Raw genomic sequence first — 20,533 nt, forward strand, 5'->3', positions numbered from 1 at the left:
TGGGAACCTTGAGAAAAGTCTTAGGTGTCGTAGCGGCCGTCGCAGCATTGTTACTCGGCCTCTTCACGGCGAACGCTTCCGCGCAGCAGGTGGCCGGCGACGCGCCGTTCATCAACTCGTGGCTGGTGTCGGGCCCGTTCGACGCGCCGGTGGTCGAGAAACTCTACGAATGCGAGGTCGGCGAGCCGGTCAACGAGGCTCCCAAGGCGTCGGAGATCACGGCTTCGTCATCGACCCTGGCGGTGAATCCCGTCACCTACCTGGTCGACGGCGACACCAGGAAGCAGTGGGTGACCGAGAACGACCCCAGCCCGTGGGTGAACCTCAAGTGGCGCGAGCCCATCGCGCTCAACGAGGTGCGGATCGCGCAGTGGGGCGATTCGCGCCATGTGAACAAGTGGTACCACCTCACCTTCACCCTGGATGACGGCAGCAAGGTGGAGTCCGGCCAGGTCGCGGGCACCTCGGATCCCACCGTCTATGCGGTACGGCCCGGCCTGAAGAACGTCCGCGAGATGAGGGTCGAGATCGACAAGGGCCGCGTGCCGTACCCGTCGATCACCGGGATCGCCGAGATCGAGGTCTACGACAGGGCGGAACCCGTCGACGGGAAGACGAAGATCACCCCGGAGGCCGGAGAGGCGCTGAGCTCCGGCGGCGAGAGCAAGACGTGGGACTACTTCGACGACCGCGTCTACAACCGCAACTACGACGACTACCAGGATCTCTACGGTTACTACACGGTCAAGCGCGGCGTGGACACCAGGAACAAGTACGTGTACGCGCACACGTACGTCTACAGCCCGGTCGAGCAGCAGGCCTCCTTCAACGTCGGGGCGAGCGGTTCCTACCGGCTCTTCGTCAACGATCGGTGCATGACGGGTCCGAGCACGCCGGCGGAAGTGCAGAAGGATCTCACGAAGACCACGGTCCAGCTGCACCAGGGCTGGAACAAGCTGATGATCCAGATCAAGCACACCTACACCGAGGACGTGAACGCGAACGGCGTGCCGGTGGCCCAGGACAAGAACGTGGCCTACCTCGGCTTCTACGGCCGGGTCGCGGATCAGGCGGGCAACCGGATACCCGGCCTGATCAACTCCGTGGCGGGCCCGTCGGAGACCCTGAAGGTCGTGTCGCAGGGGTTGCCCACCGGCTACAAGGAATGGCCCTACGTCTGGAACAAGTCCGTCAGCGGCAACGCCTACGGTGTCTCGGCCTCGGCGTTCCAGTTCATGGCGGCCGGAGGGGCGCCGGGTTACACCTGGAAGGTGATCGCCGGGAAGTTGCCCGACGGCCTGGAGCTGAACGCCGACGGCACCTTCGCCGACGGCCTGGTGGACGGGAAGGTCGACCTGAACAGCGTCAAGGGCGTCATCAGCGTCAACGCGAAGCCCGGTGACTACCACCTCACCGTCCAGGTGACCGACGCCAAGGGCGGCAGCGCCACCAAGGACTTCACCCTCACCGTGAAGGAACGCCCCAACAAGTGGTTCGAGGAGGGCAGGGTCGGCGCTCTGACGCACGCCACCGGCATCTACGGCTACTTCGTCGATCCGAACTTCTCCGTCGACCGGTGGGCGGAGAGAGCCAAGGCCCAGGGACACTCGCTGGTGTCGGTCGAGACGAACCAGCAGGCCTACTTCTGGCCCTCGAAGTTCTGCGACCCGAAGAGCGACCGGCATCTCTACTATCCCAAGGACGAGAACGGGCAGGTCGTCGACGGTCTCAAGAGGTTCGAGCAGGCGGTCAAGCGTCACGGCATCAGATTCGGCCTGTACTACGCCTCCCAGAACACCGACAAGACCGTCCAGGACATCGCCGACCTCATCCACCGCTACGACCCGGGCTACCTGTACTTCGACGGCCCCCAGGGGCACAGGTCGGAGAACTTCGACGTCATCTACAGCGGCATCCGCAACTACTCCAACGAGATCATCGTGAATTCGAACGCCTGGGGCGAGGAGTACGGTGACCCCGACCTGCGGACCGCCGAGGCTTCGGGAATCTACGCCAACGCGGGACGCAACCACCTCCTCAAGCGGACGATCATGGAACCGTGGAAGATGATCCACACCAGGGACGAGTTGTCGCCGTACTACGGCAAGCGTGACGACTACCGGCAGGTGGCCAAGGAGATGGTCATGAACGCCGGCCGGGGATACGCCGACAACAACGATCAGTCGATCATCGACAGCCGCGGTCCCAACTGGCACTCGCCCCAGGAGATCGCCACCCGGTATCCGAAGGCCGCCCAGGAGTTCATCGACGTCAGAGAGAACCTGATCGGCTGGTTCGCCCCGGAGGGCAGCCCGGAGAGACACGAGTCCACGACCGGGACGACGCCGTACTTCCTGTCCGGCTACGGCTATGAGGACAACGGGCGGGGGAACTACGAGCAGTTCGCCTTCCCGAACAGCACGGCCGGTCCGCAGTGGGGTTACGCGACCGCCCGGGACAACGCCATCTACCTGCACATCATGAAGGGGCCGGACGGCAAGAAGGGCTTCGACGCGATCCCCGGCAGGACCCTGACCATCAGCCCGGTCAGGCAGCGAGTGACGTCGGTGACCTGGCTCAACGGCGGCGTCCCGACGACTTCGTTCAGCCAGCAGGGGAGCAGCCTGTCGATCAACCTGGCCGATGTGCGGGAGGACCCTGTCGACACGATCATCAAGATCGTGACCGATGATCCGGCCCGGACGTACAAGCTGACCGACGTCGTCGCGACCGCCGAGCAGGTCGCGCCCTCGATGCTCAAGGTCCGCACCGAGGGATACATGACCTACCCCGCGCTGAAAGCCGCACTCTCGAACGTGACGTACAGCAGCGCGAATCCCTCGGTGGCGGCGGTGCACGGTCATGGAGTCGTGACCGCGGTGTCGGACGGTACGACCACCATCACCGTCTCCGGCACGTACGAGGGCGTCACCAAGCAGGGCACGTTGAAGGTCAGGGTCAAGGACGGCGTCGTGTACGCGGCCGACGACATGATCGAGGCGTCCCTACGGATCGCAGGAAAGGAAGCGTACGGCGAGTTCCCGCTGAACGACGGGCTGCGCTACGCGCTGGAGGGCAGGTCGGCCAAGGGCGGCCCGATCGGACTGGACGCGGCGCGGATCAGCTGGCACGGCGGCATCGTCGACCTGAACGGTGGCGACAAGTACAAGCCGATCGCGATCCAGGAGGCGGACACGTTCTCCTTCAGGCACAACAAGATCATCATACCGGCCGTGGACAAGCCCACGAGAGCGGTCGTATGGGCGGACGTGACGCTGGACGGCAAGACGGTGACGACCAACAGGGTCTTCCTGGACCTGCTGCCGTACCGCAACCTCGCGGAGTCCGCCGAGATCACCTCGAGTCACCAGGACGGCGTGGCCAACCTCGTCGACGGCCGGACGATCGAGGGCAATCGCTTCGACCAGTCGAAATGGTCGGTACCGGCGGGCGAGGCGGCGTGGATCCAGTTCAAGCTCCGGGCGAGCTCCGACGTCTCCGGCATCGCCGTCAACTTCAACTCCCTTGATCAGAAATACCTCGACACGCCCAGGACCATCAAGATCCAGACCAGCGAGGACGGGGTGTCATGGAACGACGCCGGCACGATCAACGGGCCGACGGGCACCGCTGATTTCGGGTTCGCCAATCGATACCCGCTGAACGCCAAGGCCCGGTACGTCAGGCTGGCGTTCGACGGGAACGCGAACGGCTCGACGATCGACCTGCTCGAGGTGGCCGTCAACGGCAGGTAGCCACCCCAGCGCACGAGGGCATCACGGTCGTACGACCGTGATGCCCCCTCGTCCATACAGGCCTTCGGACTCGTCAGGCTGTCAGTCCGCGACGAAGAACATCCGCTTGTTCACGAACTCGTCCATGCCCAGAGGACCCAGCTCGCGGCCGAACCCGGAGCGCTTCACCCCGCCGAACGGGATCTCCGCGCCTTCACCGGCCGGGGTGTTCACGTTCGACATCCCGGTCTCGAGCGATGAGGCCACCGACGCGGCACGATCCACGTCGGTGCTGAACACCGAGCCACCCAGTCCGTACTGCGTGTTGTTCGCCAGCTCCAGGGCCTCCTCGTCGCTGCCGACCTTGTAGACCACGGCGACCGGCCCGAAGAGCTCTTCGCGGTAGGCCCGCATGTCCGGGGTGACACCCGTGAGGACGGCGGGGGAGTAGTACGCCGCCGGGCCGTCACTGAGCACACCGCCGGCGTGCAGCGTCGCGCCCTTGCTGACGGCGTCGTCGACCTGGGCCGCGAGCGTCTCCGCAGCCGCCCGGGAAGACATCGGGGCGAACGACCCCGGCTCGATGGCGCTCGCCTGCCGGGTGAGCTCGGAGACGAAGTCATCGTAGATGTCGTGCATCACGATCATGCGCTTGTTGGAGTTGCAGGCCTGGCCCATGTTGTACATGCGGAAGCCCCACGCCGTCTCCGCCGACGCCGAGACATCGGCGCTGTCGAGAACCACGTACGGGTCCGAGCCTCCCAGCTCGAGCACGCACTTCTTCAGGTTCTTCCCCGCGAGCGACGCGATGATCGCACCGGCCCGCTCCGACCCGGTCAGCGAGACGCCCTGCAACCGCGGGTCGGCGATGATCGTCGCGATCTGCTCGTGGGTCGCGAACAGGTTGATGTACGCGCCCTCGGGCACGCCGGCGTCCTTCATGATCTGTTCGACCGCGAGCGCCGACCTCGGCACCGACTCGGCGTGCTTGAGGATGATCGTGTTGCCCAGCATCAGGTTGGGCGCCGCGAAACGGGCGATCTGGTAGAACGGGAAGTTCCACGGCATGATCCCGAGCAGGGGACCGACCGGCAGCTTCTGTACGACCGCCTTTCCGCCGGAGAACGTCTTGATCGGCTGGTCCGCGGCGAGCGTCGGGCCCTCGGTCGCGAAGTAGTCGAAGATCGACTGGCAGAACTCGGCCTCCTCCACTCCCTCCGAGGTCGGCTTGCCCATCTCCTGGGTCGCGATCGCCGCGAGCTCATCCGCGCGCTCGGCGAACAGTGCCGCGACCTTGCTGACGATCTCGGCCCGCCGGGTGATCGGGACGTCCTTCCAGCTCCTGTACGCCGCGGCGGAGGCCGTCAGCGCGGCCTCGACGTCCGCGTCGGTCGCTGTCTCGAACGCCTCGACGACCTCGCCCGTCGCAGGGTCGGTCACCTGGTAGGCGGGACTGGTCTTCATCGTCGTACTCCTGTCTTGAATGGTTCAGCGAGCTAGCCGGGGACGGACGGCTGCTGCTGGGTGATGCAGTGAGCCCCTCCACGCGAGCGAGGATCTCTCGCGGCTCCGCGTCAGATGCTTCGTCACGAAAGCCACCAGGTGGTTGCTGTGGCTGTAGCCGACGAAAAGGAGCCGGCAGGTCGATCATGTCCCAACTGCGACCCTTCGCATCGTGTGTCGTCTCCAAGTATGACTTGACCACCTCGGCGATCACGAAGCCCGGGTGCCCGACGCCAGAACCGATCGGGGGAGGAATTGCGATAGATCAGACTGTGCAGCCATTTTTCGCGCGTCGCCATGAGCCACCGCCGCCGGTCGGCCCCCGAAGCAGCGATGCCGAGCTGCTCGCCGCGGTCGCCGCCGAGCGGGTGGACGCGCTCAAGATCCTCCATCGGCGCCACGCGCCCTGGCTGCGCGTACGGCTGGCTCACAGGTGCGCCGACAGGGAGCTCGTGGACGACGCGATCCAGGACACCTTCCTCGCGATCTGGCGCGACGCCCACCGCTACCGGGTGACGAAGGCCGAGGCGGCGGCGTGGATCTGGACGATCGCGATCCGCAGGCTCATCTCCGGACTCCGCCGGAGCGGGACCAGCCCACCCCTCACCGTTCTGGACGACGCGGACTTGATCACCGAGTCGGCCGAGGACGCGGTCCTGGTCGGCGTCGAGCACGGCGACCTGGGAAAGGCGCTGGCCAGGCTGTCGCCCGAGCTGCGTGCGGCCATCCAGGCCACCGTCCTCGACGGCCTCACCGTGCGTGAGGCCGCCCATCTCCTCGGCATCCCCGAGGGGACCGTGAAGACCCGCGTCATGCGGGCCAAGGCCCGGCTCAGGGAGCATCTCGCATGAACGCGCAGTGGCACGTGCCCGACGAGCTGCTCGAGCACTACGTGAGCGGCCACCTGGAGCCGGTCCAGGTGCTGTCCGTGGAGAGCCATCTCACCCGGTGTGAGCGCTGCCGCGCCGCGGTGCCCTGCGAGGAGGACTGGCTCACCGCGAGCTGGGGGAGGGTCGAGGACCTGGTGGACCGTCCCAGGCCGCGGCCGGTGGCACGGCTGCTGCGCTGGTTCGGAGTTCCCGAGCACGTGGCCACGTTCCTCGCGGCCACGCCCTCTCTGGCGCGTGGGTGGCTGCTCGCGGTGACATCGGTGACGGCGTTCGCCGTCGTAGCGGCCCACCTGGGCCGGGGCGGCGTGGTGCCGTTCCTCGTGGTCGCGCCGGTGCTGCCGCTGGCGGGCGTCGCCGTCGCCTACGGACCACGCGTCGACCCCGTCCACGAGATCCAGGCGGCCACGCCCATGGGAGGCGCCAGGGTGCTGTTGCTGCGTGCCGTCGCGGTGCTGGTGACCGCGATCGTGCTGGCGGGTGTGGCGGCCCTGCTGCTCCCGGGCCCGCTCGGGCTCTCGGCGGCGGCATGGCTGCTGCCCGCTCTGGCGCTCACAGCCGCCACCCTGGCCCTGTCGACCCGGTTCGCGCCGATGATCTCGGCTGCGGCCCTGACCGTCGCCTGGCTCGGCGGAGTGTTGCTCTTCGCGAGGCTCACCGGTGACGCGCTGACGCCCTTCTCGCCCGCGGCCCAGGCCCTGTACGGCGCGGCCGCCCTGATCCTCGTCCCGCTCATCTACCTGCGACGTGCACGCTTCGACTCAGGAGAACCCACGTGGACCCGACCGTGACCGTTCACGGACTGACCAAGACGTACGGCCGGCGCGTCGTGCTCGACGACCTCACCCTGGAGTTCGGACGGGGGGTGACCGGGCTGCTCGGCCCCAACGGCGCCGGCAAGACCACGCTCCTGCGGACCCTGGCCACGACGCTGGCCCCCGACAGCGGCCGGATACGCGCACTCGGCCTCGACCCCGCGGACCGGGGCCAGCGGGTCGAACTGCGCCGTCGCCTGGGCTACCTCCCTCAGGACCCCGGCTTCTACCCGCACTTCACGCTCTTCGAGCTCGTCGACTACGTCGCGATCCTCAAGGAGCTGACGGACAGGCGTGAACGCCACCGGGAGGTACGGCGGGTCCTGGCGGAAGTCGATCTCGCCGACCGGGCCAGGACCCGGGTCCGTAAGCTGTCCGGCGGCATGAAGCAGCGGCTGGCCCTCGCCCAGAGCCTGCTCGGCCGGCCCGACCTGCTCATCCTGGACGAACCCACCGTCGGCCTGGACCCTGAGCAACGGATGCGGTTCCGGGCACTGGTCTCCCGGCTCGGCGAGAGCCGTACGGTGCTGCTGTCCACCCATCAGACCGAGGACGTCGCCGCCCTGTGCGAGCACGTGATCGTGATGAACGGCGGGCAGGCGGTCTTCCACGGAACGCCTGCCGAGCTCGCCGAGGTCGCGGCCGGCCAGGTCTGGATCTCCACGGCGCCTCCTGCTGACTCCCACCTGTTCTGGCGGACATCGGACGGCCGCTACCGCACCCTGGGAAGTCGCCCGCCCGGGGCCACGCCTGCCGCGGCCGCCGTCGAGGACGGCTACCTGCTCCTGCTGGGGCAGCCCGTCGAGGTGGCGACATGATCTTCCGCTCGCTGTTCCTGTTCGAGGCGCTGAGGCTCCTGCGCAGCCCCATCCCCTGGGGAGCCGCCGCCCTCTGCCTGGGGTTGCGATTGTTCGCGACCTGGCAGTGGCTCCCCGACATGAGCGTCGATCCGACGAGCACGTCGGGTGCGATGCTGCTGCCGGCCGTGGCCATGATGCTCACAGCCAACCTCGCGACCTCCCGGGACACCAGGGGCGGCATGCCGGAGACGCTCGCAGCGATGCCAGGACGCGCTGCGGAGCGGACAAAAGCTGCGACCCTGGCGGCGGTCACGGTCGGCGCCGGGATCGCGCTGCCGGTGATGACCGGCTACCTGCTGGCGCGGCTGGCCATGGGTCCGGTCGCGGGGGTGTTCGATCCGTACGAGGCCCTGGCGGGGGTGCTGGCCGTACCGTTCGCGGCAGCCCTCGGCGCGATGCTCGGCAGGTGGACTCCCTGGCTTGTCACGGTCCCCGTTGCGGCATTCCTGATCGGGCTGCTCACCTACATCAACAGTCAGCTGGGCGGCTACGGGGGCTGGTTCCTGCCTGTGGTGCTGTTCAACGGGCCTGACTGGGAGCAACGCCCATCGGGGTCGCATGCGGTCTACCTCCTGGCCTGCGTCGCTCTCTTCGCGACCCTTGCCCTGCTCCGGCACGGCGCCAGGCCCGTCCGCCTCGTCGCCGCTCTGACCGCCGCGGCGGTGGCGGTGCCCACGGCAGCCACCGCGACCGTCACCAGACAGGAGACCGCTCAGCGATGTGAGAAGCACGACGTCCTCACCTACTGCGCCTTCCGCGACTACGTCACCTGGATCCCCGCTTGGGCATCGGCATTGGAGCCCGTCGCGCGGGCGCTGCCTCCGACGCGGCGTGACCGGTTGCCGATCGTGCGACAGATCAGGGATATGGGTGAGTACCGTGACAACGCGGAGTCCATCAACACGTTCATGATGTGGGGACGGGCCGGAGCCGAGGACGCCTCCCGCTCCATCCTCGCCTCCCAGCTCATCCGCTCGGTGCTTGCCCTGGGCATCCCGATGGGAGGCTGCGACCTGCGAGGTCAGGGCAGGGCACTCGTGGCTCTGTGGCTTCTCGGCCAGTCAGCGGGGTCGGCGCCGTCCGAGGACCGGACGATCCAGGTCGGCTCCTCCGTCTACATGCAGGTGCAGTCGCCGCTGGGGATGATCCGGTACGGCACGGCCGAACTGGGCTACGCGCGCAGGCTGCTCGCCATGCCCGATGCCCGGCAGCGGATCTGGACGCACTGGGACACGCTGGTGAAGCCCAGCACGACCGTCGAGCAGGCGCTGCCGTTGCTGGGACTGCGCCCCGAGTTCGCCGCCGAGCCCGCGAAGGGGAAGCCATGCTCGTGATCCAGCTCATCAAGCCGATCGCGCGGGCGATCGACTGGGTTCCCCTCGCGGCCACGGGAACGCTTGCCGTGGTGATGGCCTTGGTGATCGAGGCAGGTGCCGGGACCACCTTCACCGTGCTCAGAATGCTGGGGGTGATGCTGGGCGCCGCCGCCGGGTTCGCCGTGATCGACGAGATGGGCGCAAGCACGGGAGCTACTCCGGTGCCCCGGTGGCTCCGGCAATGGGTGCGGTGCGGCTTCGGCGCCGCCGCGGCGGGCCTGTCCTGGGGCGTCGCGTGCGCCATCGCTGTCGCCAGATTGCCGGAGGGCGGACAGCTCAAGGTGGCCGGGATGGCGGTGGAGGCCGCGGTCTGCATCACGATCGGATTGCTGGCGGCGTCGATCGCCGGACGCATGCACCAGGGGAGGGCGGCCGCCCTTGCCGGCATGGGCGGCCTGCTGGTCATCGTCTCGGTGACCCTGGTCCTGCGGGGACCGTACTGGCCCTGGCTCTATCCGGAAGAGCGGAACTGGGACCTCGTGCACCATGCCTGGCTGGCCGTACTCCTGCCCGCCCTCGCCGCCCTCAACTGGGCGAACCGAGACCTACGCTGACCTATCCCCGTTCCCGGCGGGCTGCCAGCGTTCTGCCAGGCGGATACCAGCGTCGGCGGCGATGCTCATGCCTCCACCACCGTGAAGGAGGACGTGAATGGGCGGCAAGGCATCGACGGAGTGGCGGACCGGCGCAGTGACCTCGCGGAGCGGGGCGACGGTCGCCACGCTCAGTGCGGGGCGGGGGCCGGGGGTGGTCGTGGTACCGGGGAACAACCGGCGTGCCCACCACTACCGGGCCCTGGCACAGGAGCTCTCCGGCTCTTACAGCGTGCACGTGATCGAGCGGCGCGGGCGTGGCCAGAGCGATCCTCAGGGGCCGGGCTACAGCGTGGATACCGAGGTCGACGACGCGCTGGCCGTCATGGATCACACGGGCGCGCGCCTGGTCTTCGGGCACAGCTACGGCGGCCTGGTCGCCCTGCACCTCGGGTTGCGGCGAAGGGTTGACGCGCTGGTGGTCTACGAGCCGGGCGTGAGCATCGGCGGGTCGTTCCCGGCATCCTGGCTGCCGACGTTCACTCGCCTGCTGGAGAAGGGCAGGCACACCGCGGCGATGACGGTCCTGCTCAAGGCCACCCGCCTGGCCCCCATCGGCGACGCGCCGACGCCGGTGTTCCGCGCGCTGGCGTTCATGGTGCTGCGGGGGGCCGACGGCCGTGACGCGCGGGCGATGATGGTGAACACCCCGGCCGAGATCCGCGAGATCATCCGCCTGGACTCCGACGGCGCCAGATACGCGAGCATCGACTCCCCGACGCTGCTGCTCGGCGGCGCCAAATCTCCCGGCTACCTCACTGGCGTGCTCCCTCGCCTGGGCCGGATCATGCCCGATGCCCGGCACGAGATCCTGCCAGGGCTCGACCACAATGCCCCCGACCTGAACGCCCCCGACGTCATCGCCGAACGGTTCCGGACCTTCGTGCAGTCCCGACTCTCGGGGGAGCGGGCCGGCTGACGAGGATGGTCAGCGGCGACCGTTCCGCGTTGCTGTCCGGAAGAAGCGGGCGGTGTCGTCGTCGGCGGGAAAGTATGCCTCGACGGCGATCTCGTCCAGCGTGACGTCGAAGGCGGCACCGAACGTCGTGACAGTGTTGAAGAAGCACAGCTCCGCTCCGCGATGGCCGATGCGGATGGGCAGCGCGATGTCGGCGGGATCGGGCGGCGGCGGATCGTCCTCGGGGCCGTAGGACAGCAGCTCCTCATACAGCGCGCTCAGCTGGGGATCACCGGTCTGCGCCACCTGGCGGGCGAGCCGGGGCAGCAGGTAGGCGCGGACCTGCTCCAGGTTGCGCAGCCGCGGCGCGAACCCGCCCGGATGCAGGCCCAGTCGCATCATGTTGACCGGCGGTCGCAGCAACGACTCCTCCACGTCCTCCAGGAAGACGTCGATCGCGGCGTTGGCGAACAGCAGGTTCCAGCGACGGTCCACGACGAGCGCCGGATACGGCTCGTGCCCTCGCAGGATCCGCTCCAGGACATTCCGGGCCGACGCCAGGTGCGGATCCTCCAGCGGGCGTTCGCGGACGACGGGTGCGTGCCCGGCCGCGACCAGCAGGCGGTTGCGTTCCCGCAAGGGCACGCCCAGATGCTCGGCCAGACGCAACACCATCGGGCCGCTGGGAATGGTGCGTCCCGTCTCCACGAAGCTGACGTGCCTGGCGGACACCTCCGCCTGGATCGCCAGATCGAGCTGGCTGAGCCCTCTGCGGTGCCGCCACTCGCGTAGCAGCTCACCGACCGGCCGGTCCTGCGTCATGCGGCGATTATTGCCCCGCCTCGTCGATCATCGCGATTACATGCCATGTAATCGACAGGGCCGGACGGCGGCTGGGACGGTGGCCCGCATGAGCGAAACCAGCAAGGCCGCACGCAACAAGCAACTGGTCATCGACGGCTTCACCCAGTTCGCGGCGGGCAACATCGACGTACTCCGTACCCTTGCCGACGACCCGCGCGGCATCGCCGTCGTCGACATCTGGCGGCTGAGCGACGGACAGATCGTCGAACACTGGGATGTCGTCCAGCCGGTGCCGGAAGCCGCGCAGATTCCCCACGGAATGTTCTGAGCGGGTGGCGCGGCGCCGACCTGACATTCCACAGGCCTGTCTCGTCACTCTGTCGAGAGCACGTGCGCGATCTGCTCTGCCTCAGAGAAGAGAAGAGAAGGAACCATGATTCTGGTCACCGGTGGCGCCGGGAACGTCGGCGCCAACGTCGTCCGTCAACTGCTCGACGCGGGCGAGAAGGTACGCGTCATGACCCGTAACCCGAGCGACCGTTCATTCCCGGACGGCGTCGAGGTCGTGCCCGGCGACCTCGCCCGGCCGGAAACCCTGCCGGCGGCGCTGTCCGGCATCGAGCGGGCATTCCTGTTCCCCGTCTTCACCGGGCTCGACGGATTCCTCGACGCGGCGCGGCAAGCCGACCTGCAGCATGTCGTGCTGCTGTCCTCATCGAGCGTCACGTACTCCACGCCGGGGTTGATCGGCGAACAGCACCTGCGGCTCGAACGGGCCGTCGCCGCGTCCGGGTTGCCGTGGACCTTCGTGCGTCCGGACGCGTTCATGACCAATGACCTCGCCTGGGCGCCGCAGATCATCGACGACGGGGTCGTCCGCGGGGTGTACGGCGAGGCCGCACTGGCTCCGGTGGATCCGCGTGACATCGCCGCGGTAGCCGTACAAGCCCTGCTGGATCAGCGTGCCGGTGAGGCCTACATGCTCACAGGGCCGCAGTCGCTGACCCAGATCCAGCGCGTGCGGATCATCGCTGAGACGATCGGGCGGCCGCTGCGGTTCGAAGAGGTGCCCCGGGAACAGTTCCGGGAGCAGATGCTGAGCCACGGCACGCCGGCGCCGGTGGTCGACGAACTCCTCGACGGATTCGCCGCCAGGGTCGGCAAGACCGCGGAGATCTCGACCGCGGTTGAGGAAGTCGCCGGGCGACCGGCTTTCACCTACGCCCAATGGGCCGCCCGAGCCTTCGACCCGGCACTGGCCTGACAGCGACCGCCCCGGATGCGCATCCGGGGCGGGACAGCGTTCACCGGTCGTCAAAATTCATCGAAGGAGAGCTCTGGTGTCGTCTTCGAAGCCGGTCACATCCGGCACACAGCTCCCGATCTGCCGTACCTGCGGCGTGCAGTACGGGAAAGCGCGCGCCGATTGCCCGATTTGTCTGGATGAGCGGCAATATGTCAATTGGGAAGGCCAGCAGTGGACCACCCTTGCCGAGTTGCGCGCCGGTGGGCATCGCGGCCGGGTCGATGAGGAGGGCCCCGGGGTGCTCGGGGTCGGCGCGGTGCCGTCGGTGGCTGTCGGCCAGCGTGCGCTGCTGATCCGCTCGCCGTCCGGCAACGTGCTGTGGGATTGCGTGGGCTACCTCGACGACGATCTCGCCGCGGAGATCGAGAAGCTGGGCGGGATCAGCGCGATCGCCGTCAGCCATCCGCACTTCTACGGCGTGATGACCGAGTGGGGCCGCGCCTTCGACGCCCCGGTGTACGTCCACGCCGCGGACCGTGAGTGGGTCGGGCGGCCCGATCCGCTGATCGAGTACTGGACGGGCGACACCCACCAGATCGCGCCTGACATGACGCTGATCAACGCAGGCACGCATTTCGCCGGTGGCACCGTACTGCACTGGAGCAGTGACCCCGAGGGACGCGGTGCGCTGTTCAGCGGCGACATCTTCATGGTGGTGATGGACCGGCGGTGGGTCAGCTTCATGTACAGCATCCCCAACTTCATTCCAGAGCGACCGCGTGTCATCCGCCGCGCACTCGCGTTGATCGAACCGTTCTCCTTCGAACGCATCTACGGAGCGTTCTGGGGACGGGTGGTCACTGCCGAGGGAAAGGCTTCGGTACGCCGTTCCGCGACGCGGTACATGCGCTTCGCGCTGGACGATGACCCGTCATGATCCTGGGCGGTGTCAGGCGTCGCGGAGATCGCCTGTCCCGGACTGCTCGGTCAGGAAATAGACGGAGTGGGAGACAACCTGCAGGTCGGATGGGGGGAGGTCGTCCGGCCCGTAGTAGTCGTACAGCTGCCGCCGGAACTCCTCTTCTGTGGAGGCCACGCCGATGATCGCATCCGTCTCCCACACCAGCAGTTGTCTCAAGCCCTGGCCGTCGAGTTCTTCGGAAATGGCCTCGGTCGAGACGTTCAGCAGCCGGGACTCGTGTTCGCGGCGGCAGTCAAGGCGCAGCAGCCAGCGCTGCCACCAGGTCCGAAGGTGATCGGCCGCGGAATCCGCGAAGTCCTCGGCCGCGTCGTCGGCTGCCTGATCGGCGCTCGGGTAGCTTGGCCGATTCACCCGGACCAGCAATTTGTGCTGACATTCATCGGCACACGCGTACAGATACAAACGGAACTGCGTGACCTGGCTACCCACGGCCTGATCCTAGAAGTCCCGGGGGCCGGATCGTTCGAGCTCGTGCCGGTAGGCGTCGAGGACGAGGCCGTGGAAATGATGGAGCGCGTGTTCCGACAACCCCGACCCGTCGGGATCATAAACGATCTTTCCCTGGGTGAACGCGGGGGTGCGCATTCCGCGCTGGACGCTTTCCACCAAGGCGATGTCCTCCACCTGGAGAACCTCGTCGATGTAGCGGATGCTGTCCAGTTCCGCCTCGTCGGGCTCCGCGGTCTCCAGATAGAAGTCCCAGATCTCGCGAGTCCGTTCGGGGCCGTCAGGGATGATCTGCAGCACCATGAAGTTCCCGCGGCCGGGATAGCGCAGCAGGCAGGTGTTGGGCCACAGCCACCAGACCGCGTGCTCGGTAACGGTCGCGCCTGACACGTCGTAGGCGGAGTTCTCCTTTATACCGGCCTGGGCCATGTGGCTGGAGTAGATCCCATGGGTGGTGACCCGATAGGTGCTCATGTCGACCAGGGACACGAAGTCCTTGTGGGCCACGTGGCAGTGGTAGCACTCCAGGAAGTTGTCGACGACGTTCTTCCAGTTGGAGGCGATGTCGTAGGTGAGGCGGCGGGCAAGGGTCAGCTTGGCGACGTCCGGCGCCCACGCCTCGATCTCCGCCTCGAGGTCCCCGGCCTGCTCGGTCAGAGGAGCCGCCTCGGGGTCGAGGTTGACGTAGACCATGCCGCCGAACTCGGTGACGTGGATCTGGTCCAGGCACACCGTGGAGGTGTCGAAGCCCGCCATGGCGCCGGTGTTGCGTGCTCGCCTCAACCGGCCGGTGAGGTCGAAGTTCCAGGCGTGGTACGGGCAGACGATGCTGCGTCGGACGCCGGAGCCCGTGAGCAGTTCGTGCGCGCGGTGCTTGCACACGTTGTAGAACGCCCGTAGCGTGCCAGCCTCGTCCCGGACGGCCACGATCGGCATGCCGGCCACCGTACCCGTCACATAGCTTCCCGGCTCGCGCAGCTTCTCCACATGGCACAGCCACTGCCACGTACGGGCGAAGATCGCCCGCTGGTCGACGTCGAACCACCTCGGCTCGGTGTAGGCGTCGGCGTGCAACGACATCGACAGGGCGGGGTCGGGGTCGTATCCGGTTGAGATGTGATCGATTGCGGGGATCGGATCCGATGTCACGGTACCTCCAAGGCCTGGCACCAAGCGCGGGTGCGCAGGCGGCGAGACGGCACATATATCCCTGTGCCACCGGATTGATGCTAATGATCCTTTAAGTGAGGATTCAAGAACTTCTTGACCGTCCCCGGCTGTCGTGGGTGCCGGCCGCACTGATCACGACAGCCGGGGCCGCACGCGTCAGGTGGTGACGCCGCCGTCCACCGCGATGGAGGCCCCGGTGATGTAGCGGCCTCCCTCGCCGGCCAGGTGAGCGACGGTCGCGGCGATGTCGGCCGGTTCCCCGTAGTGCCCCAGGGCGGTGTACGCGCTCTGGGCGTCGGCGCCGGGGGCGTCGGCGGGGTTCATGTCGGTATCGATCGGACCGGGATGGACCACGTTGGCGGTGATGCCGCGCGAGCCGAGGTCACGGGCAAGGCCCTTGGTCAGCCCGGTGAGCGCGGTCTTGCTCAGCGCGTACAGCGTGATGCCCGGGAAAGGGGTACGGCCGGCCAGGCAACTGCCGATATTGATGATCCGCCCGCCTTCGGTCATGTACCCGGAAGCGACCTGGGCGGCGACGAACGGCCCGCGCACATTGACGGCGAGCACCTGATCGAAGTCCTCCAGCCCGACGTCCGTGAGCGGGCCGGACGGGAACACTCCGGCGTTGTTGACCAGGATGTCCAGCCGGCCGAGCTCCGCGGCCGCCTTCCGGACGGCCTCCGCGACCGCAGCAGGGTCTCCGGCGTCGGCCTGCAGGGCCACGGCCTGGCGCCCCAGCGCCCTGACCCGATCCACCACGGCGTGCGCCAGGTCGGCGCTGTGCTGGTAGGTCACCGCCACATCCGCGCCGTCCGCGGCCAGTCGCAGCGCGATCGCCTCGCCGATACCCCGGCTGCCGCCGGTCACCAGCGCCGCCTTGCCGCCCAGAACCTCAGTCATATGGGACTCCCTCGTGAGTCAGTTTCAGACACCTACGCCCGTGGAACCCCGCTGCGCCCCTCCTGGTTGCACCCGCCCACGGTGCGGTGTTGCCTGCCGTACCGCTGCACTGATTCGGTACGGCAGACAACACGCGAGAGGCGCTGTCCGGCCTGCGGCGATGACCAGGTGGGCGCTGAGCAGGCGCGCCCGAAGGTCAGGCGGGTGGCGCCAGTTCGAGGTCGGCGAGGCCCGCGTAGTAGACGAACTTGAACGGGTTGAGCAGTTGATTGCCTTCGATCAGCCGCTGCAGAACGTCATGCCGGAGGTCGAGGAGCTCAGGCGTGCCGGGGTGGCTGAGGAGCCCCAGGTCGAGGATCCGCAGCGCGAGCGCGTACTCGCCGCGCCGGGTGAGTTCGGCGCCCGCCGTGTGGAAGGCGGCGGCCGTTCCGCCGCCGAGCAGGTCGACCGCACCGGCCATCTCGGCCGGCGTGAAGTGCTCGACGCCCTCCCCTCGGGGATGCCAGTATCCGGTCCGCTGACGGTGGACGCGCTGGATGAAGTGATCGCGGGAGACCAGATAGGGGATGACCGCCGACGGGTGATCCTTCAGTACCTGTGGCAGGTGGTTGAGCCGCAGGATCTCGGCCAACGTCAGCCCGTCGGCGATACCGGCCCGTACGGCGGCGTCCAGGTCGCGGAAGGCCGCGAGCAGCCCGGGGAAGGCCTCGATGGTGTAGGTGGCGGTCAGCCCGGAGTGCCCGTGGATCAGCAGCCGGGGGCGCAGTTCCATGACCGTCTCCATCGCCTCGAACAGGCCCTCGGCGGAGCCTTCCGCGAAGAACGGGGCGCCGAGGTACGGCATGCTCATGTCCCCGGTGAACACGACCTCCCGGTCCGGGACGTGGACGATCAGGCCGTCGTGCGTCTCACCCCCTGCGATCGGAATGAGCACGAACTCGACTCCGCCGACGGTCAGCTTCTCGGGCTCGCTCACCAACTGGTCCGGCACGGCCTGGACTCGATGGCTGCGGCCGCCCGGCAGGAAGTACCGGAAGGGCTCCGGTCCGGAGTTCTGCAGCCGCAGCTCGTCCGGGAAGTTCGCCTGCGCGATCACCGTCGCGCCGTCCGCCGTGAGCGCCTCGAGTCCCCCGACGTGATCCCAGTGCGCGTGCGTCAGGATGACATGCGTGATCGGCGATCCGGTGAGCCGGCGGAGGTCGCGAAGGGCCGCGGCCGCGTGCTCGGGGGTGCTGGCGGAGTCGATGGCGACGACCCCTTCGGCGGTGACGACGAAGGCGAGGTCGGAGAAGTCATATCCCTGGGCGACGTGCACGTCGGGTGCGAGTTCGACGAGCTGCTGGGGTACGAAACGGAACCCGTCGTCAGCGTCCACCGAGTAGTCGGTGATCAGTCGCCCGGATCGGCTTCGGGCCGCTTCGGCCTCAGCTGTCCGGCCGAGGAGTTCGTAGGCGTGGGACAGCCCCTCGTGCACGGCCCTCATCAAGCCGGGCGGGAACTGGTCCCTGACCGCGAGCACGAACTCGAGGTCGGCGACGACGGTTTCCGCGCGGCCCGCGCACCTGGGGAGCCGGGCGAGCGAGGTTCCCCGGAAGTAGTGCGGAAGCCCGAGGCCGAGGCCGGTCGCCGCGTCCAGCTTGGCGATCGCCTCCTCGGTCTCGCCGTCAAGACGAGCCTGGAACGCTCCGGCGAGCGCCAGCGAGAGAGCGTCGGCGGGGGTGCTGTCCGAGCGGGCCGTGAAGTAGTCGAAGCCCTCCTGGTAGCGCTCGGCGGCCATGAGCTGGCTCGCGAGCACGACAGTGGTGCGCTGGTCGGCGTCCGGCCAGGCCGCCGCTTCCTTGAGCGCATCGATCTCGAGCCACATTGTCGTCTCCTCTACGTCGAGTACTTCATCGAGCCGGGCACCGAGGGCTCGGTGGCCGGGGCTGTTCGCGGGGCTCTGACCAGCGCGACCACGGACGTGATGTGCAGGGCGAACAGCAGCGGTACGCCGACTGTCGGGATCAGCACGAGCGGGAGTTCGCTGTTCGGCTGACCGGACGGCGTGATGTCGAGCAGCTGGAATCCGGTGAGTGCGCCGAGCGCCAGAGCCACGACCAGATCGGCGATGCCGAAGGCGTTGAACCACAGGGCGGCGCGGCGGCCCGTGCCCTGCGCGAGCCTTCGCGCGACCCGCGGCGCAGCGATACCGGCGGCGATGTCGCCCAGCCCTGCGGGTAGGGCGAACAGCGCGGGCAGATGGCCGAAGGCCATGATGAGCAGGAAGGTCACCCCGGTCACCCGGAACGAGTGCGGATAGATGAGGCGGCTCATCATGCCCGGAGCCGCCAGGGCGCGCGCCACCACCGGGATACGGCTGAGCGCCAGCAGCGTGCCCAGGAAACCGACCACCGCGATCGGCAGCCACGGCAGCCTGTGGTACCAGCCGTTACCCGCGAGCACCGCGCTGACGGTGAACCATCCGGCGAACACGACGGCCGCGCCGCCGGCGAGCAGCGCCGCAGGCCTTCGGCCCAGACCGGCGCGTTCCGCGCCGCCGTACAGCACGAAGCAGGTCGAAGCCAGGATCGCGGCGACTCCGGCGATGGTGATCGCCCAGAGATAGACAGGTGGGTCGTACATGGCATCCCTCCAACCAGTTGATATCTACAAGATAGTATTTTGGAGATAGTATCTGTCAACTAGTATGATGACATGCGTGACTCGCAACGTCCGTACCTACGACCACTTCTGTTTGACCGCGCGCGCCCTGGAACGGGTCGGCGACCGTTGGAGTCTGCTGGTGGTTCGCGACCTTCTCACCGGCGCCAAAAGGTTCACCGACCTGATGGACCGCCTCGGCGGGATCACCCCCAAGACGCTGAGCCAGCGCCTGCGCGAGCTCGAGGACGCCGACATCGTCACCGCCGACCGCGAGCCGGGCCGGCGGGAGGTCTGGTACCGCCTGACACCGACCGGAGCCGACCTGGAGCCCGTCATCGACGCGCTCAACTGGTGGGGGGTGCGGCACTCCTGGCGGCTGCCCCGGCCGGGCGAGCCGCTGCACGCCGAGCACCTGCTCCGCGCCGCCGTCCAGGCCGTCGACCTCGCCACCGACGATCGCGAGCCTGTCCGCTGGCACTTCCGGCTGGACGGCACGGACTACCTGGCCGAAAGCGACGGCCACCGATGGTCACTCACCGCGCAAGCCCCGCCCGCACCCGCATGGGCCGACGTCACGATCACCGCGACCACCGACGCCCTGGCCGCCCGCATCTTCGCCCAGTCGGACCTCGGCATCGACATCACCGGCGAGCCCGAGCCGGTGCGACGCTTCCGGCAACTGATCGGAACCCTGGCCACCGTCGTGGGTCCCGGCTAGACGCGCTCTCGCGACTCCACGTCCACCACCGCCATCAACGGCGATTTCAAGCCCGATAGTTTGCCTAATCCGGATTCATGCGCCGGTACCAGGCGGAATTCCGCCGGGTAGACAGCAGACATGGAGCGCGACAATCCAGACAAAAGGCGGCTTTTGTCTGAACTGTGCAGCTGGTGTGGTGTGGTGATCGCTGACGGCCCGGTGCTGACGCTGGAGCCGTCCACGATCCACCTCGGCGGCCCTGCGGCGGCCTTGACCGCGTGTACCGATGATCATCTGGCCGCCCTGCTCGATCACTATCGGCGACGCCCGTTCGTGCACGAGGAGCTCTGGGCGGGAAAGGTGGCCCGAGCCGAGGAAAGCGCCGGTGGCGTGCTCACCGCCGAGGACCTCACCGAGGCCACCGGGCTGGACCTCGAGCAGATCGAGCGATGCAGAGCCTGGATCGAAACCCAGCAGTACCGCCTCGGCCGTCCGTGCTGATCAGCCTCCAAGGGCCTTACCGGCAGGTTTCTCGGATTCGGGGATCAGTGCGATGGTGCACTGGGCGCAGCGGCGCGCTTCGGCGGGAATGTCGCTGAGGCACTCGGGACACTGTTTGGTCGTCGCGTCCTTGTCGCGGTCGAACAGGCTGATGAGCCGGTTCATGGGCACCACGATCAGCCAATAGATCACCGCTGCGATGAGCAGGAAGCTGAGCAGGTGGTTCAGGAAGTCGCCGTACTTGAACTGGCTGCCGTTGACGGTGAAGGAATAGTCGGCGAAGTTGGGCCTCCTGCCTCCCGTGACCGCTCCGATCAGCGGGGTGATCAGGTCGGAGACGAGTGCCTGGACGAGCCCGCTGAACGTGGCTCCAACGATCACCGCTACCGCCAGCTCGACGATGTTGCCGCGCACCAGAAATTTCTTGAAACCGCCCATGGAGCGGGTAACTAGCCGGTCAAGGGATGGTCAAAC

Annotated in this window: 20 protein-coding genes; 12 read left to right on the plus strand and 8 right to left on the minus strand. The window is 67.9% G+C overall.

Annotated features, from left to right (window positions below; genetic code table 11):
- The first annotated feature begins 47 nt into the window (after positions 1–47).
- Positions 48–3,755, plus strand: a complete 3,708-nt coding sequence (locus KIK09_RS29720) for a discoidin domain-containing protein (RefSeq protein WP_214322693.1) — start codon at positions 48–50, stop codon at positions 3,753–3,755.
- A gap of 81 nt (positions 3,756–3,836) precedes the next feature.
- On the opposite strand, the gene KIK09_RS29725 is transcribed toward KIK09_RS29720, so the two are convergent.
- On the minus strand, positions 3,837–5,198 hold the full coding sequence (locus tag KIK09_RS29725) for an NAD-dependent succinate-semialdehyde dehydrogenase (RefSeq protein ID WP_214322694.1): 1,362 nt from the start codon (positions 5,196–5,198) through the stop codon (positions 3,837–3,839).
- A gap of 311 nt (positions 5,199–5,509) precedes the next feature.
- On the opposite strand from KIK09_RS29725, the gene KIK09_RS29730 reads away from it, so the two are divergent.
- The 6 genes from KIK09_RS29730 to KIK09_RS29755 all read left to right on the plus strand — a co-directional run bounded on the left by KIK09_RS29730 (position 5,510) and on the right by KIK09_RS29755 (position 10,687).
- Positions 5,510–6,088, plus strand: a complete 579-nt coding sequence (locus tag KIK09_RS29730; protein WP_308164358.1) for an RNA polymerase sigma factor — start codon at positions 5,510–5,512, stop codon at positions 6,086–6,088.
- A complete protein-coding gene (locus tag KIK09_RS29735; RefSeq protein WP_214322696.1) occupies positions 6,085–6,915 on the plus strand; it encodes a cupin domain-containing protein in 831 nt (276 codons plus the stop codon). Before KIK09_RS29730 ends, KIK09_RS29735 begins: the two co-directional genes overlap by 4 nt.
- A complete protein-coding gene (locus KIK09_RS29740; protein WP_214322697.1) occupies positions 6,900–7,757 on the plus strand; it encodes an ATP-binding cassette domain-containing protein in 858 nt (285 codons plus the stop codon). The genes KIK09_RS29735 and KIK09_RS29740 overlap by 16 nt, the downstream gene beginning before the upstream one ends.
- The gene (locus tag KIK09_RS29745; protein ID WP_214322698.1) at positions 7,754–9,133 is read left to right on the plus strand and encodes a hypothetical protein; all 1,380 of its coding nucleotides are present in this window, start codon (positions 7,754–7,756) and stop codon (positions 9,131–9,133) included. Before KIK09_RS29740 ends, KIK09_RS29745 begins: the two co-directional genes overlap by 4 nt.
- Positions 9,124–9,729 (plus strand): hypothetical protein, encoded by a 606-nt coding sequence (locus KIK09_RS29750; protein WP_214322699.1) that lies wholly within the window; start codon positions 9,124–9,126, stop codon positions 9,727–9,729. Before KIK09_RS29745 ends, KIK09_RS29750 begins: the two co-directional genes overlap by 10 nt.
- A 97-nt stretch (positions 9,730–9,826) precedes the next feature.
- Positions 9,827–10,687, plus strand: a complete 861-nt coding sequence (locus KIK09_RS29755) for an alpha/beta fold hydrolase (protein WP_214322700.1) — start codon at positions 9,827–9,829, stop codon at positions 10,685–10,687.
- Between the two features lie 9 nt (positions 10,688–10,696).
- Here the strand turns inward: KIK09_RS29755 and KIK09_RS29760 are convergent, their stop codons facing one another.
- Positions 10,697–11,488, minus strand: a complete 792-nt coding sequence (locus KIK09_RS29760) for a helix-turn-helix domain-containing protein (RefSeq protein ID WP_214322701.1) — start codon at positions 11,486–11,488, stop codon at positions 10,697–10,699.
- An 88-nt stretch (positions 11,489–11,576) separates the two neighbouring features.
- On the opposite strand from KIK09_RS29760, the gene KIK09_RS29765 reads away from it, so the two are divergent.
- The 3 genes from KIK09_RS29765 (at position 11,577) to KIK09_RS29775 (ending at position 13,653) form a co-directional block, all read left to right on the plus strand.
- Positions 11,577–11,798 (plus strand): nuclear transport factor 2 family protein, encoded by a 222-nt coding sequence (locus tag KIK09_RS29765; protein WP_214322702.1) that lies wholly within the window; start codon positions 11,577–11,579, stop codon positions 11,796–11,798.
- A 105-nt stretch (positions 11,799–11,903) separates the two neighbouring features.
- Positions 11,904–12,734: an NAD(P)H-binding protein gene (locus KIK09_RS29770; RefSeq protein WP_214322703.1), complete on the plus strand. Its 831-nt coding sequence runs from the start codon at positions 11,904–11,906 to the stop codon at positions 12,732–12,734.
- Between the two features lie 76 nt (positions 12,735–12,810).
- Complete coding sequence (locus tag KIK09_RS29775) at positions 12,811–13,653, plus strand: MBL fold metallo-hydrolase (RefSeq protein WP_214322704.1); 843 nt, start codon at positions 12,811–12,813, stop codon at positions 13,651–13,653.
- 12 nt (positions 13,654–13,665) lie between these two features.
- Here KIK09_RS29775 and KIK09_RS29780 read toward each other — a convergent pair whose 3' ends face one another.
- The 5 genes from KIK09_RS29780 to KIK09_RS29800 form a co-directional block, all read right to left on the minus strand.
- On the minus strand, positions 13,666–14,127 hold the full coding sequence (locus KIK09_RS29780; protein ID WP_214322705.1) for a hypothetical protein: 462 nt from the start codon (positions 14,125–14,127) through the stop codon (positions 13,666–13,668).
- Positions 14,128–14,136: 9 nt separating this feature from the next.
- Positions 14,137–15,294, minus strand: coding sequence for an aromatic ring-hydroxylating oxygenase subunit alpha (locus tag KIK09_RS29785; RefSeq protein WP_308164360.1), 1,158 nt, complete (start codon positions 15,292–15,294; stop codon positions 14,137–14,139).
- A 177-nt stretch (positions 15,295–15,471) separates the two neighbouring features.
- On the minus strand, positions 15,472–16,215 hold the full coding sequence (locus tag KIK09_RS29790; RefSeq protein ID WP_214322706.1) for a 3-oxoacyl-ACP reductase family protein: 744 nt from the start codon (positions 16,213–16,215) through the stop codon (positions 15,472–15,474).
- A gap of 196 nt (positions 16,216–16,411) precedes the next feature.
- Positions 16,412–18,079: an MBL fold metallo-hydrolase gene (locus KIK09_RS29795; protein WP_214322707.1), complete on the minus strand. Its 1,668-nt coding sequence runs from the start codon at positions 18,077–18,079 to the stop codon at positions 16,412–16,414.
- A gap of 11 nt (positions 18,080–18,090) precedes the next feature.
- Positions 18,091–18,837 (minus strand): DUF8737 domain-containing protein, encoded by a 747-nt coding sequence (locus KIK09_RS29800; RefSeq protein WP_214322708.1) that lies wholly within the window; start codon positions 18,835–18,837, stop codon positions 18,091–18,093.
- 76 nt (positions 18,838–18,913) lie between these two features.
- Here KIK09_RS29800 and KIK09_RS29805 point away from each other — a divergent pair, with 76 nt between their 5' ends.
- Positions 18,914–19,576: a winged helix-turn-helix transcriptional regulator gene (locus KIK09_RS29805; RefSeq protein ID WP_214322709.1), complete on the plus strand. Its 663-nt coding sequence runs from the start codon at positions 18,914–18,916 to the stop codon at positions 19,574–19,576.
- A 120-nt stretch (positions 19,577–19,696) separates the two neighbouring features.
- Positions 19,697–20,059: a hypothetical protein gene (locus KIK09_RS29810; protein ID WP_214322710.1), complete on the plus strand. Its 363-nt coding sequence runs from the start codon at positions 19,697–19,699 to the stop codon at positions 20,057–20,059.
- Here KIK09_RS29810 and mscL read toward each other — a convergent pair whose 3' ends face one another.
- Positions 20,060–20,497, minus strand: coding sequence for a large conductance mechanosensitive channel protein MscL (mscL, locus tag KIK09_RS29815; protein ID WP_214322711.1), 438 nt, complete (start codon positions 20,495–20,497; stop codon positions 20,060–20,062).
- Positions 20,498–20,533: the final 36 nt, after the last annotated feature.

This window comes from Nonomuraea sediminis (assembly GCF_018531495.1).
GTDB classification, from domain to species: domain Bacteria; phylum Actinomycetota; class Actinomycetes; order Streptosporangiales; family Streptosporangiaceae; genus Nonomuraea; species Nonomuraea sediminis.